We start from the raw sequence: 13,598 nt of genomic DNA, 5'->3' as shown, positions 1-13,598 counted from the left end.
TCAGTGCTCCTCGGGGAAGGCGAACGCGGGGTCGACGTCGCCGTCGGCGAGGTAGCGGGCGGCGGCGAGGGCCCGGGCGCGCACCTCGGCGAGGTCCTCCCCCAGCGCCGTCACGTGCCCGAGCTTGCGGCCGGGGCGCTGGCCCTTGCCGTACCAGTGCAGCTTGACGTCGGGCCAGTGCGCCATGAGGTGGTGCACCCGCTCGTCGATCCCCGGGCCGGTCCACCCCGCCTCGGCGGCGCGGCCGCCGAGGACGTTGGCCATGACGACGACCGGCGCGGCCATCGCCGTCGACCCGAGCGGGTAGTCGAGCACGGCGCGCAGGTGCTGCTCGAACTGGCTGGTGCGGGCACCCTCGATCGTCCAGTGCCCGGAGTTGTGCGGGCGCATGGCGAGCTCGTTGACCAGCACGCCGCCGGGGGTCTGGAACAGCTCGACGGCCATGACGCCGACGACGCCGACCCGGTCGGCGATCCGCACGGCGAGCTCCTGGGCGGCGCCGGCGGTCTGCTCGTCGAGGTCGGGGGCGGGGGCGAGGACCTCGGTGTTGATGCCGTCGCGCTGCACCGTCTCCACGACCGGCCAGACGGCGACCTGCCCGAACGGCGAGCGGGCCACCAGCACGGCGAGCTCGCGGACCAGCGGCACGCGCTCCTCCACGAGCAGGCTGCCGTGCGCCTCGAGCAGGGAGGCCGCCTCCTCCGCCGCCTCGACGACGAAGACGCCGCGGCCGTCGTAGCCGCCACGCGGGGTCTTCACGACCACCGGCCAGCCCACCGAGTCCGCGAGGTCGGTGATGCCCTGCAGGGTCGCCACCTCGGCCCAGGCCGGTTGCGGCTCACCGGCGGCGGCCAGCGCCCGGCGCAGGACGAGCTTGTCCTGGGCGTGCACGAGCGCGTGGGGGCCGGGGGCGACGCGCACGCCCTCGGCGGCCAGGGTGCGCAGGTGCTCGTTCGGCACGTGCTCGTGGTCGAAGGTCAGCACGGTGGCGCCCTCGGCCACGGCCCGCAGCGCGTCGAGGTCGCGGTGGTCCCCGATCCGCACGTCGGCGGCGACGAGGGCGGCCGACTCGCCGGGGTCGGTGGCCAGCACCCGCAGCGACTGGCCGAGCGCGATCGCGGCCTGGTGGGTCATGCGGGCCAGCTGCCCGCCGCCGACCATGGCCACGACGGGGAGGCCGGTACGCGGGTCGAGTGAGGTCATCGCGCGGCCGAGGCTAGTGGCCGCGCGCCGGGCTCCAGTCACCGGCCGCCCGGGCGAGGACGGCCGACCGGAGGGCGGCCCCCACCGGGCGGCCACCTCCGGGGTGGGATGGGTGCCGTCGGCGCTGTCACCGGGCACCCACTCCTCACCCTGCCGGGCCGTCTGCCACGGATCGACGAAGGCCCACCCCTGCTCGGCCGCCATGCGCCGGAGTCGATCCGCAGTGTGCGGGCGAGGGCGAGGACGTCGTCCCGGCTGGACTCCCGGTCGGCACCCTGCAGGACGTCGTTGGTCCCGGCCATCACCACCAGGACGTCGCCGTCGGCCTGCCGCACGCCGCTGCGCATGTCCGCAGTGGTGGCCCCGGGGGACCGCCCACCCGCCACCGAGGACCAGCGGGTCCCCGAGCGCCGCGGGCACCCACGAGCCGTCTGCCGCCGCCAGGCCCTCGTCCGGTGCCCCGGAGCCGGCGGTGAGGGAGTCCCCCACGACGACGAGGGCGCCACCGGGCATCGCGTCGTCCTGCTATTCGTCCGGCTACACCTCCGGCTGCCCCCGGTGTCGCCGTGCACGCGGTCAGGAACAGCGCCACGAGCACCACGGCCGGGCCGAGCCGCCGCGCCAGGTCCCATCGGAAGGAACAGGAGCGGTGAGGCATGGCGCGATCGTCGCGCGTGACATCCCCGGTCCCCGGGACCGTGCGTCGCACGGCGGCACCCTGATCGTCCGTACAGTTGAACCCCGTGCCATTCCTCCCGGCCCTGCGCCGCCGTGTCGGGAGCACGTGGCACCTGCTCCTCAAGGAGCTCGGCGCCTTCGGGGCCGTCGGCGCGGGCTGCTTCGTCCTCGACGTCGGCCTGTTCCAGCTCCTCTACGCCTCGGGCACCGGCGCTGTGACGGCGAAGCTGGTGTCCACGGTGGTGTCCACCACCGCGGCCTACGCCGGGCACAGGTTCTGGTCGTTCGCCCACCGCGGGCGCACCGGCTACCGGCGGGAGTATCTCGCCTTCGTACTGGTCAACGGGCTCACGCTGCTCCTGGGGCTGGCGGTCGTCGCGCTGGTGCGCCACCCGCTGGGTCAGGAGCACGCGCTCGTGCTGCAGACGGCCAACGTCGCCTCCATCGGGCTGGGCACGGTGGTGCGCTGGTTCGCCTACCGCCGCTGGGTCTTCCCGCCTGCGACGGAGCACCCGGCCGCCGGGCCGGTCCCGGCACCCGTCCGCCCGCGGGTCCGTGCGGCTCGCCGGCTGTCCCGCGCCGACCCGGCCGCCACCGAGACCTGACGGTCGTGGCCGCACGCCGTTCGCCTCAACCGGCCAAGCGTGACCCCGACCGTCCGGCGACGACCTCGAGGCGGGTCGGGATGCGGGTGCGCAGCTCCTCGAGGTGGCTGATCACCCCGACGGTCCGCCCGCCGCGGCGCAGCTCGTCGAGCACGCCCATGACCGCGTCGAGCGCCTGCGCGTCCAGGGTGCCGAAGCCCTCGTCGACGAAGAGGGTGTCCATCTGCACCCCGCCGGCCTCGGCGGTGACCACGTCGGCGAGTCCGAGGGCCAGGGCCAGGGAGGCCATGAAGCTCTCGCCACCGGAGAGGGTCTTGGTCGGCCGCCGCACGCCGGTGTACTCGTCGAGGACGTCGAGACCCAGGCCGCCACGGGCGCCGTGGCGGCCCATCGCGTCGCTGTGCAGGAAGGTGTAGCGCCCGCGGGACATCTCCCGCAGCCGCCGGCTGGCCACCTCGGCCACCTGCTCGAGCCGCGCGGCGAGCACGAACGACTGCAGCCGCATCCGCAGGGTGTTGGCCCCTCGGCCACCGACCAGGTCGGCGAGGCCGGAGACCTGCTCGGCGCGGGCCCGGCGCTCGGCCAGCTCCACCTCGGCGGAGACGACGTCGCCGGCGAGCGTGTCGAGCGCCGCGGCGCAGCGGCGCGCCTGGTCGAGGGCGGTCACCGCCTCCTCCCGGCGCTCCGTCAGCTCGGCGCACCGCCGCTGCTCCGCCTCGACGTCAGGGCACTCCCCGAGGTCGGCGAGCTCCGGAGCGGCGAGGGTGGCGGCCAGGACCGTGCGGTCCTCGTCGTGCCGGCGCAGCCGCCGGTCCAGCGCGGCCAGCTCACCGTCCTCGAGCAGGGCACCTGCCGCGTCGAGGACGTCGGCGAAGCCCGCCTCGGCAGCCCGCTTCCCCGCGGCCTCGCGGGCCTCGTCGGCGGCCGCGAGCGCGCGGCGCTCCTCGTCGGCGGCGGCCACGGCGGCCTCGCAGCGGCCCGCCGCGGCGGTGAGACGGGCGATGCGGGCCGGCAGGTCGCGGTCGGCGCCCCGGGCGGCGTCGAGGCGGGCGGCGAGGTCCGCGTGCGCCTCCGCACGGGCAGCGCGCTCGGCGGTGACGCGCTGCAGCGCCTCCCGGTCGGCGGCCAGGGCGGTCCCGGCGGCGTCGCGCCGCTGCACGGCGGCGGCCAGGTCACGGCGGGCGGGCTCCACCCCGCGGGCCGCGGCCGCCGCGCCGGCGAGCTCCGCGGCGGCGGCCGCCGCCCGGTCGGCCAGCTCGGCGCCCGGCAGGTTCCCGGCCCGTGCGCGGAGCACGGCGAGCTCCCGCTCGAGCTCCTCCACCGCCCGGGCGGCAGCGGTGCGCCGCTCGTCGGCGGCGTCGACGGCGGCGCGGGCGCGCTCCTCGTCGTCGGCGGTGACCGCGGCGCCGGACGGCACCGCCGGGCGCGGGTGCTCGGCGGACCCGCACACCGGGCAGTCGGCGCCGTCGGTGAGCCCGGCGGCGAGCTCGGCGGCCATCCCCTCGAGCCGGGCCGCGCGCACGTCGACCAGCCGCTCGCGTGCCCCGATCCAGGCCAGCCGGGTGGCGTCGGCGGCGGCCCGGGCGCGGTCGAGCCGGCCGGTCCCCGCGGCCGCGGCGGTGGCCGCCTCCAGCGCGGCGCGGGCGGTCTGCTCGGCGGCGGTGAGGCCGGGCAGCCGGGCCTGCGCCGCCAGGGCGGCGTCCAGCCGCTCCTGCGCCGCGGTGACGCGGGCCGGCTCCTCCTCGACGGCGCGAGCACCCCGCGCGACGCGCTCGGTCAGCCGCTCGGCCTCCCGGGTCAGGCGGGTGACCTCGGCGGCGAGATCCGCGGCGCGGTCGGCCTCCGGCAGCAGGGTCCGGGCCGCGGCGACGGCGTCGCGCAGCTCCCGGGCCGGACCGGGACCGGCCGGGCGTCCGTCGCCCACGGCGGCCCACGCGGCCTCGGCGGTCCGCCGGGCGGCGGCGGCCTCCTCGGCGGCCCGCGCGGCGCGCCCGGCGGCCCGCAGGACGTCGCGGAGGACCTCGGCGCGTCGGCCGGCGTCGGCACGCGCCCGCAGCGGGGCCAGCTCCGGCTCGCGGGCGGTGAGCCGCTCGAGCCCGGCACGGGCGCGGTCGCGGCGGGTGTGCCGGTCGGCCAGCGCCCGTGCGGCGGTGAGCTGCGCGTCGACCCGGGCGCTGTCGGCGGCGGCGGCCTCCGCCTCGGCGCGGGCGAGGGCCAGCCGCTCGGCCGCCCGGGACCGGACCTCACGCACCCAGGCACCGACCGAGGCCCCGGGGCGGGCGCCGACCAGCTCGGGCGCGAGCTCCTCGGGCACCTCGACGTCGGCGATCTGGGCGACGCGGTGCAGCAGCGTGCTCACCCGGTGCCGGTCGCCGCGCAGACCCTCCTCCGCGGCCCGCCGCTCGCCGGCCAGCCACTCCTCGGCGCGGGCGAAGCGGTCGACGTCGAAGAGCGTGCGCAGCAGCCGGCCGCGCTCCTCGGGCTCGGCGCGCAGGAAGCGCGCGAAGTCGCCCTGCGGCAGCAGCACCACCTGGCAGAACTGCTCGGCCGTCAGGCCCAGGCGCACCCGCAGGTACTCCGAGCCCTCGTCGATGCGGGTGCTCACCGGCGCCCAGCCCCCGGCGGTCCGGCGCTGCACGGTGAGCTTCGCCTGCTCGGTGGTCTCGCCGGCGCCGCGCTTCTTCGGCCGGGTCTGCTCGGGACGGCGGACGACCAGCAGCCGCTCGCCGGCCAGGGTGAGCTCGCAGGAGACCTCGGTGCGGGTCGCGGCGTCGGCGTGGTCGCTGCGCAGCCGTCGGGCCTCACCCCGGGCGCCCGGGACGGTGCCGTAGAGCGCGAAGACCACCGCGTCCAGCAGCGTCGTCTTGCCCGCGCCGGTGGGGCCCCAGAGGAGGAACAGCCCGTCGCGGGCGACGTCGTCGACCCGGACGGTCTCGGTGCCGGCGAAGGGGCCGAAGGCGGTCAGCGTGAGGGTGTGCAGCCTCACCGGGCGAGCTCCTCCCGTCCCGCCGCGCCGAGCGCCCGGGCCAGCAGGTCGCGCTCGGCGGCGGTGACGCCGACGCCCCCGCGGACGTGGGCGACGAACTCACCGGCCACGTCGAGGTCGTCGCGGCCGTGCAGCCGCTCCTGGTAGCTGCGGCCGTCCCCCCCGCCGCTGCCGCCGATCCACTCCAGGTGCACGCAGTGCGCGAACCGGGCGCGCAGCGCGCGCATCGGGTCCGCGGGGCGGACCGGGTCGGTGAGCCGGGCGGACACCCAGGCCTCCTCGGCTGCGGTGTGGGCGGGGTCGGCGAGCAGGTCGTCCAGCGTGCCGGTGAGGACGGTCAGCGGGCGGGGGGCGGGCAGCGGCACGGACCGGACCCCGGCCAGCCCGCCGGCGTCGAGGTCGACCAGCCACACCTGCTTGGCCTGCCCCGCCTCGCCGAAGGAGTACCCCAGCGGCGAGCCGCTGTAGCGCATCCGGTCGCTGAGCGTCTGCGGGCGGTGCAGGTGGCCCAGCGCCACGTAGTCGACGCCGTCGAACACCGAGGCCGGCACGACGTCGACCCCGCCGACGCAGATGTCCCGCTCGCTGTCGCTCGCCACGCCGCCGCCGACGAAGGCGTGCGCCATCACCACCGAGCGGACGCCCGGCCGGAGGAACAGGTCGGCACGCACCCGGTCCATCGCCGCGCGCAGCACGCCCTCGTGGCTGCGCGCGTCGGTCACCCCCAGCTCGTGGCGGGCGATCTCCGGCTCCAGGTAGGGCAGCCCGTAGACGGCCACCTCCCCGTGCGCGTCGGCCAGCAGCACCGGCTCGTCCAGCCGCGCGGTCTCGGCCCGGACGTGCAGCCCGGCCTTGGTCAACAGCGAGGAGAAGGTGCCCAGCCTCCGGGCCGAGTCGTGGTTGCCGGGGGTCAGGACGACCGTGGCGCCGGCGCCGACCAGGCGGCCGACCACCCGGTCGAGGACGGCCTGGGCGTCGGCCGAGGGCACCGCCCGGTCGTACACGTCGCCGGCCACCACGACGGCGTCGACCCCCTCGGCGGCCACGACGCCGGCCAGGCCGGACAGCACCGCCTCCTGCTCGGCGACCAGGTCCGCCCCGTGCAGGGACCGGCCGATGTGCCAGTCGGAGGTGTGCAGGAGCCGCATGGGCGCGGAGGGTAGGTCGGAGGTCCGACAGAACCGGCCAGGCTCGCCCTGACCGATCGGGTCACACCGGGCGACCACGGGGCACCGGGGACTCCGGGGGACGACCGGTCAGCGGTCCCCGACCGCCCGCCGGGCGGTCCTGACGGCGACCGCACCGTCCGGCACAGGCACCCCGCCCACGGGCACCCGCGGGCGGAGGGGGACGGGACCGAGCGGCCGCTCGCCCACCCGGCGGTCGACGGCCGCTCCGGTCCGCGGTGCGGACACCGTCAGGCGGGCCGCACCCGGCCCCGGCCGCCGGACGGGCAGCGCGACGGTGGCCGGTCCGGCGACGGCGGGAACCGGTCGGACGGGGGCCGCGCCGGGGCCCGCCTCCCGCCGGGTCCGACGCGGCGCAACCAGCGCCGGGCCGGCTCCTCGACGCCGCGCCACAGGCCGTAGGACAGCGCCAGGCACACCAGGACCAGGCCGGGCTGGACGAGCGTCCACAGCGGCGAGCCGGGCTGCAGCGCAGGCACCCGCTGGAACAGGTCGTCGGTGATCTCGAAGACGCACCCGTGCACCAGGTACAGCGCGAAGGAGATCCGTCCGCCGACCACGGCGGTGTCGCTGGACAGCAGCGTCGCCAGGCCGCGCGGCGCCAGTGCCAGTGCGCCGACCAGCACCGGGAAGAAGAGTGCGGCCACACCCGAGTAGTCACCGAGCTGCTGGTCGGACCGTGTGGCCGACCACCAGCACACGAACACGACGTAGACCAGGCACAGGGAGGCCGCCAGGGGGCTCCAGCGCGAGGCGGTGGCCGATCCTCCGATGCGGCGCACCACGAGGCAGGTCAGCATGCCGCTGACGAACGCGCCGCCGATGCGCACCTGCCAGGGGAGGACGTCGTTGTCCATGCCCGTGCTGAAGGACAGGTACGCCAGCGGCACCATCACCCCCACGGCCCCCGAGGCGAGCAGGACCACGGGCAGCCGGCGCAGGCGCCACACGACGAGCACCAGCACGGGGAAGCAGACGTAGGCCAGGAACTCGACCGACAACGACCAGCCCGCGAGGACGAACGTCGAGCCCCACAGGCTGTCCCGGTGCCACATCTGCACCATGAGCACCTGCTCGAGCAGCGCCAGCGGGGTGACCACCCGCTGTTCCTCGACAGGGCCGGCCACACCGCGGCCGCTGAGCAGCAGCCAGCCGGCGAACAGGCACGTCAGCAGCACCCACAGCGGCCACACGCGGCACAGCCGGGCCCACAGGAAGCGGCCGGTTGCACGCCGGCCGAAACGCGGCCCCATGTCGTCCAGGTAGGTGAGGGCCATGACGAAGCCGCTCAGCACGAAGAAGAGGTCCACGCCGAGCCAGCCGGCCCGCAGTACCGGCATGACCGGGTCGAGGTACCGGCCCGCAGCCGCCCCGATCCCGGCCTGCAGGTGGTACACGAGGACCCACAGAGCCGCCACCAGGCGCAGACCGGTCAGTGCACGGATCTCCCCGCGCGGGGCGGAATGGGACTGCACTGGCACGAGGACCCCTTCGCCGGGTCCCCTGAAGGACCGGTTCGGTGACGACGTGTCGACGCTAGGACCACACAACGTGATCTCGAGCCGAAGACACGACGAGATGCAGGCCGCCTGCCGTCAGATCTCGCCGAACGGGCAGATCAGGGCCGCGGCCGGTCGGCCCAGCCAGTGGCCCGGCCGCCCCTCGGCGTGTCCTCGTCCGTGCGCCCCGGGCGGTCGCCGGGGAAGGGGCCGGGGAAGGGGCCGGGGCCCGCGTACGCCCACCTCTCGGCGTCGTCCTGGACCAGCTGGGCGAGGAGCGCCTGCACGGCGTCGCTGCGGGGGACGCGCCGCAGCACCAGCGGGCCACCGTCGCCCACCGACTCCACGGCGATCGTCCCCGAGCGCACGAACCGCTCCGGGAGCGTCTGCCGGCAGGAGACGTCGGTGATCCGGGAGAGCCCGACGTCGCGGCCGCGGCGGGACAGCACGCCCTCGCGGACGAGCACCCGGTGCGTCGTGAGGACGACGTGGGTCGTCCACCAGCGCAGCACCGGCCGGACGACGGCGACGGCGAGCACCCCCAGCACGACGGCGAGCAACGCCATCCGGAGCACGCCCTGCTGTCGCCCGTCGGGGACGAGGGCGGCGAGGTAGGACCCGGCGCCCACGACGACCAGGAGCCGGACCACCGGCCAGAAGAGCGTCGTCCAGTGCGGGTGCAGGTGCTCGACGACCTCCTCGTCGTCGGCGAGCAGCTTGTCTGGGTACGGCACGCCGCCAGGATGACCGAGGACGACCCGGATTCAGCCGCGCACCGGTACCGGCGCGTCGGCCCCGAACCGCTCCCCACCTCGCGGTCCCGTCGTGCCGAGGCGGTCGGCCCGGCGGGTGGGATCGAGGAGGAGCAGACGCCGGCGAGCGGGCTCCTCCACCAGGCGCCAGAGCACCCACGCCGCCGGGAGGGGCAGGCCCGCCACCGCCAGGGAGAGCAGGGTGGCCACCGGTGAGGGCCCGCTCACGGGGACGACGTCCAGGAGCGTCCAGCAGGTCTCGAAGACGCCCATGTGCACGAGGTAGAGCGCGAAGGAGATGCGTCCGCCGAGGACCACCACCGGCCTCGACAGCCATCGGGCCGGCCCCCGGTCGCTGAGCGCCAGCCCGCCGACGAGGACGGGGAAGAGCAGCACGGCCACACCGCCACGGTCGGCGCCGGACGCATCGGCCTCCCAGACGGCCACCAGGGTGAGCACCGAGGCCGCGGAGGTGGCACGAGCGGCCGCCCGTGCCACCGTGGCACGCCCGCGCAGCCGGTCGACGCACAGCGCCACCAGCGCACCGGCGAGGAAGCCACCGGCCAGCCGCAGCAGCCAACTCCACGCCCAGTCGTGCGTGCCGAGCGTCAGGCACCGGTAGGCGAAGGGGGTGACCGCCGCCAGGGCCAGGACCGCCAGCGTGGTGGGCCGGAACCGACGGAGCCGGTGCAGCACGAGTGCCAGCACGGGGAACGCCAGGTAGGCCAGCCACTCGGCGCTCAGCGACCAGCCCGGCCCCACGGGACCGGTGGCGGAGTGGTCCGGCCGGTCCCACACCTGGACCAGGAGCACCTGACGCAGCACGGTCGGCGCGTCGAGCGGGGACCCGGGCTGCTCGCCGAGCACCTGTCGCTCGACGAGCAGCCCGGCGGTGACCGCGGTCAGGACCACCATCCACGTCGGCCAGATGCGGCTCAGCCGGGCCCAGTAGAAGCCGGCGGTCGCGCGGATCCCCGGCCGGTCGCCGAGCACCGCGACGTGGTTGTGGGCGAGGACGAAGCCGCTGAGCACGAAGAAGAGGTCGACGCCGAGCCAGCCGTTCCGCAGCAGGGGTCCCACCGGTTCCAGGTGGCGGAGCCACGGCTCGGCCGGCGCGAAGAGCCAGAAGTGGTGTGCGACGACCCAGAGCGCGGCGACGGCCCGGAGGCCCGTGAGCCCGCGGATCTCGCCGCGGGCCCGCCGCTGCTCCTGGCTCATGCCCCGCCCCCGACTGGTCACCATGCGTGACTGGTCGTTCACGCTAGATGCCGGGGCGGTGGTGGAGCCGGAGTTCGGCCGACGCGACGGGGTGGCGGACCCCACCGGTCACACGGGTCCCGTGCGCGCCTCCGGCGCGCGGTCAGGCGGGACGGACGTGCTGCACGTCCCCGCTGGCCAGTTCCACGGTCCCGCCCTCCGTGCGCAGGACCAGGCGGCCGTCCCAGTCGACACCGGTGGCGGTGCCGGCGAGTGTCGAGCCGTCGGGCAGCGTGACGGTCACCTCCGTGCCCACCGTGGAGCACCACGCGAGGTAGTCGGCGGCCAGTCCCGTGGACACCGGGTCACCGAGCGCGGCGGTCCAGGCGAGGTAGCGCCGCTCCAGCGCGCGGAGGAAGGCCAGGAGCACCGGCCCGCGGTCGACCGGAGCACCGGTGACCAGCGTCAGTGACGACCCGGTGGGCGGCAGCTCGTCGGCGCGGGTGGTGACGTTGAGGCCGGTCCCGACGACGACCGCGGTGCCGGCGGCCTCGGCGAGGATCCCGGCCAGCTTCGCGCCGTCGACGGCGAGCAGGTCGTTGGGCCACTTGAGCGAGCTGCGCACCCCGGCGACCTCCCCGACGGCCTCGGCCAGCGCGATGCCGGTGAGCAGCGGCAGCCACCCGCGCCGGGCAGCGGGGACGTCGGGGCGCAGCAGCACCGACACCGTGAGCCCGGCGCGCGGCGGGGAGGTCCAGGTGCGGTCGAGCCGGCCGCGGCCGGCGGCCTGGTGCTCGGCGACGAGGACCGCCCCCTCCGGGACGTCGTCGGCGGCCCGGGCCGCCAGGACGGCGTTGGTGGAGCCGACCTCGGGGACCACGTCCAGCGAGCGCCAGAGCCGGCTGTCGCGGACCAGGGCCGCCTGCAGCGCCGCGGCGTCGAGCGGCGGGCGGTCGAGGTCGGACCAGCGGCCGGAGGGCGTGTGGGGCACTCGCCTACGCTACGGCTCCGTGAGTGCGGCTGAACTGGAGAGCGCCGGCGAGCACGTCCCCGGTGACATCGACATCCACACGACCGCCGGCAAGCTGGCGGACTTCGAGCGGCGGGTCGAGGAGGCCGTGCACGCGGGCTCCCAGCGTGCCGTCGACAAGCAGCACGCCGCGGGCAAGATGACCGCCCGCGAGCGGATCGAGGCGCTGCTGGACCCCGGCTCGTTCACCGAGCTCGACGAGTTCGCCCGCCACCGCTCGAGCAACTTCGGCATGGACGCCAGGCGCCCCTTCGGCGACGGCGTCGTCACCGGGTACGGGACGGTCGACGGCCGCCCGGTGTGCGTCTTCTCCCAGGACGTCACCGTCTTCGGCGGCAGCCTCGGCGAGGTCTACGGCGAGAAGATCGTCAAGGTCCTCGACCTGGCGATCCGCAACGGCTGCCCGGTCATCGGGATCAACGAGGGCGGCGGCGCGCGGATCCAGGAGGGCGTGGTCTCCCTCGGCCTCTACGGCGAGATCTTCCGGCGCAACGTGCACGCCTCCGGCGTCATCCCGCAGATCTCGCTGGTGATGGGCGCCGCGGCCGGCGGGCACGTCTACTCCCCCGCGCTCACCGACTTCGTCGTCATGGTCGACAAGACCAGCCAGATGTTCATCACCGGCCCGGACGTCGTGAAGACGGTGACCGGCGAGGACGTCACCCTCGAGGAACTCGGCGGCGCGCGCACGCACAACACCAAGTCCGGCGTCGCGCACTACCTCGCCGAGGACGAGACCGACGCGCTGGACTACGTCAAGGCGCTGCTGTCCTACCTGCCGAGCAACAACCTCGACCCGCTGCCGGCCGTCGAGGTCGCCCCGGTCGACGCGACGCCGACGGGGGTCACCGACGACGACCACGCCCTCGACACGGTGATCCCGGACTCGGCCAACACGCCCTACGACATGCACACCGTCATCGGGAGCGTGCTCGACGACGGCGAGTTCCTCGAGGTGCAGGCCCTGTTCGCGCCCAACATCCTCGTCGGCTTCGGCCGGGTCGAGGGCCGGCCGGTGGGCGTGGTGGCCAACCAGCCCACCCAGTTCGCCGGCACGCTGGACATCGACGCCAGCGAGAAGGCCGCCCGCTTCGTGCGCACCTGCGACGCCTTCAACGTCCCGGTGCTCACCTTCGTCGACGTGCCCGGCTTCCTCCCCGGCACCTCGCAGGAGTGGGAGGGGATCATCCGCCGCGGCGCCAAGCTGATCTACGCCTACGGCGAGGCGACGGTCCCGAAGATCACCGTCATCACCCGCAAGGCGTACGGCGGCGCCTACGACGTGATGGGGTCCAAGCACCTCGGGGCCGACCTGAACCTGGCCTGGCCGACCGCCCAGGTCGCCGTCATGGGCGCCCAGGGCGCGGTCAACATCCTCTACCGGCGGGAACTCGCCGACGCGACGGACCCCGACGCCCGTCGCGCGGAGCTCATCACCGAGTACGAGGACGCGTTGCTCTCCCCCTACGTCGCGGCCGACCGCGGCTACGTCGACCAGGTCATCCGGCCGTCGGAGACCCGCATCGAGATCACCAAGGCCCTGCGGCTGCTGGCCAACAAGCGCCAGACCCTGCCGCCGAAGAAGCACGGGAACATCCCGCTGTGACCGGGCCGACCGAGCAGCGCCCGCTGCTGCGGGTTGTCCGCGGCGAGCCCACCGCCGAGGAGCTCGCCGCGCTGACCGTCGTCGTCGCCGCGGTCTCCCGGCGCCGGCCGCGGAAGCGCCCGGTCCCGGTGGGCGCGTGGGCCGCGAACGCCGACACCCACCGGCGGCCGCTGCAGCCCGGCCCCGGCGGCTGGCGCGCCTCGGGGCGCTTCGCGTGAGCAGGAGGCTGGTCCTCGCGTCCGCGTCGCCGGCCCGGCTGGCGCTGCTGCGCCAGGCCGGCCTGGCGCCCGAGGTCGTCGTCAGCGACGTCGACGAGTCCACCGTGACGGCGCCGCGGGTGGCCGAACTGGTCGCCCTGCTGGCCGCGGCCAAGGCCTCCGCGGTCGCGCGGCGGCAGGATGACGCCCTGGTGGTCGGCGCCGACTCGCTGCTGGAGTTCCGCGGCCAGGCGATGGGCAAGCCCGCCGACGCCCAGGACGCGCGCGAGCGCTGGCGGCGGATGGCCGGCCGCTCGGGCGTGCTGCACACCGGCCAGGCGCTGTTCGACGTGCGCGGCGGGGCGATCGAGGCCCGCGACGTCGTCGTCACCTCGACGGTCGTGCACTTCGCCACCCCGACGGCCCACGAGCTCGAGGCCTACCTCGCCACCGGCGAGCCACTGGCCGTCGCCGGCGCCTTCACCCTCGACGGCCTGGGTGCGCCCTTCGTCCGGCGGGTCGAGGGCGACCCGGCGGCGGTCGTCGGGCTGTCCCTGACGGCGCTGCGCGAGCAGCTGGGCCGGCGCGACCTGGCCATCACCGACCTCTGGCGGCGCTGAGGCGCCTGTGACAGCGGAGGCGGGACAGCACTCTTGAG

At 76.2% G+C, this 13,598-nt stretch carries 11 protein-coding genes; 4 read left to right on the top strand and 7 right to left on the bottom strand.

Annotated elements, in window-relative coordinates; all coding sequences use genetic code 11:
* Window positions 1-1,203: a 5-(carboxyamino)imidazole ribonucleotide synthase gene (locus tag JD79_RS10290; protein WP_110005433.1), complete on the bottom strand. Its 1,203-nt coding sequence runs from the start codon at window positions 1,201-1,203 to the stop codon at window positions 1-3.
* A 743-nt stretch (window positions 1,204-1,946) separates the two neighbouring features.
* Between JD79_RS10290 and JD79_RS10285 the strand changes: the two genes are divergently transcribed.
* A complete protein-coding gene (locus JD79_RS10285) occupies window positions 1,947-2,486 on the top strand; it encodes a GtrA family protein (RefSeq protein WP_110005432.1) in 540 nt (179 codons plus the stop codon).
* Window positions 2,487-2,511: 25 nt separating this feature from the next.
* Here JD79_RS10285 and JD79_RS10280 read toward each other — a convergent pair whose 3' ends face one another.
* The 6 genes from JD79_RS10280 to JD79_RS10255 form a co-directional block, all read right to left on the bottom strand.
* Window positions 2,512-5,472 (bottom strand): AAA family ATPase, encoded by a 2,961-nt coding sequence (locus JD79_RS10280; protein ID WP_110005431.1) that lies wholly within the window; start codon window positions 5,470-5,472, stop codon window positions 2,512-2,514.
* Window positions 5,469-6,620 carry an exonuclease SbcCD subunit D gene (locus tag JD79_RS10275; protein WP_110005430.1) on the bottom strand — a complete coding sequence of 384 codons (1,152 nt, stop codon included), beginning with the start codon at window positions 6,618-6,620 and terminating at the stop codon, window positions 5,469-5,471. The genes JD79_RS10280 and JD79_RS10275 overlap by 4 nt, the downstream gene beginning before the upstream one ends.
* Before the next feature lie 269 nt (window positions 6,621-6,889).
* Window positions 6,890-8,134 carry an acyltransferase family protein gene (locus JD79_RS10270; RefSeq protein ID WP_281270296.1) on the bottom strand — a complete coding sequence of 415 codons (1,245 nt, stop codon included), beginning with the start codon at window positions 8,132-8,134 and terminating at the stop codon, window positions 6,890-6,892.
* Between the two features lie 143 nt (window positions 8,135-8,277).
* Window positions 8,278-8,892 (bottom strand): PH domain-containing protein, encoded by a 615-nt coding sequence (locus tag JD79_RS10265; protein ID WP_110005428.1) that lies wholly within the window; start codon window positions 8,890-8,892, stop codon window positions 8,278-8,280.
* Window positions 8,893-8,922: 30 nt separating this feature from the next.
* Entirely contained in the window at window positions 8,923-10,128 is a 1,206-nt protein-coding gene (locus JD79_RS10260) for an acyltransferase family protein (RefSeq protein WP_170149170.1), read from the bottom strand.
* A gap of 142 nt (window positions 10,129-10,270) precedes the next feature.
* The gene (locus JD79_RS10255) at window positions 10,271-11,098 is read right to left on the bottom strand and encodes a biotin--[acetyl-CoA-carboxylase] ligase (RefSeq protein ID WP_110005426.1); all 828 of its coding nucleotides are present in this window, start codon (window positions 11,096-11,098) and stop codon (window positions 10,271-10,273) included.
* Between the two features lie 19 nt (window positions 11,099-11,117).
* Here JD79_RS10255 and JD79_RS10250 point away from each other — a divergent pair, with 19 nt between their 5' ends.
* The 3 genes from JD79_RS10250 to JD79_RS10240 are packed head-to-tail and all read left to right on the top strand — an operon-like array spanning window position 11,118 to window position 13,560.
* Window positions 11,118-12,743, top strand: coding sequence for an acyl-CoA carboxylase subunit beta (locus JD79_RS10250; RefSeq protein WP_110005425.1), 1,626 nt, complete (start codon window positions 11,118-11,120; stop codon window positions 12,741-12,743).
* A complete protein-coding gene (locus tag JD79_RS10245; protein ID WP_110005424.1) occupies window positions 12,740-12,961 on the top strand; it encodes an acyl-CoA carboxylase epsilon subunit in 222 nt (73 codons plus the stop codon). Before JD79_RS10250 ends, JD79_RS10245 begins: the two co-directional genes overlap by 4 nt.
* A complete protein-coding gene (locus JD79_RS10240) occupies window positions 12,958-13,560 on the top strand; it encodes a Maf family protein (RefSeq protein WP_211307924.1) in 603 nt (200 codons plus the stop codon). The genes JD79_RS10245 and JD79_RS10240 overlap by 4 nt, the downstream gene beginning before the upstream one ends.
* Window positions 13,561-13,598 lie beyond the last annotated feature (38 nt).

The sequence above is a fragment of the Geodermatophilus normandii genome, assembly GCF_003182485.1.
Lineage (GTDB): Bacteria > Actinomycetota > Actinomycetes > Mycobacteriales > Geodermatophilaceae > Geodermatophilus > Geodermatophilus normandii.
The sequence above is the reverse complement of the archived record's forward strand: the minus strand, read 5'-3'. Positions and strand labels throughout refer to the sequence as shown.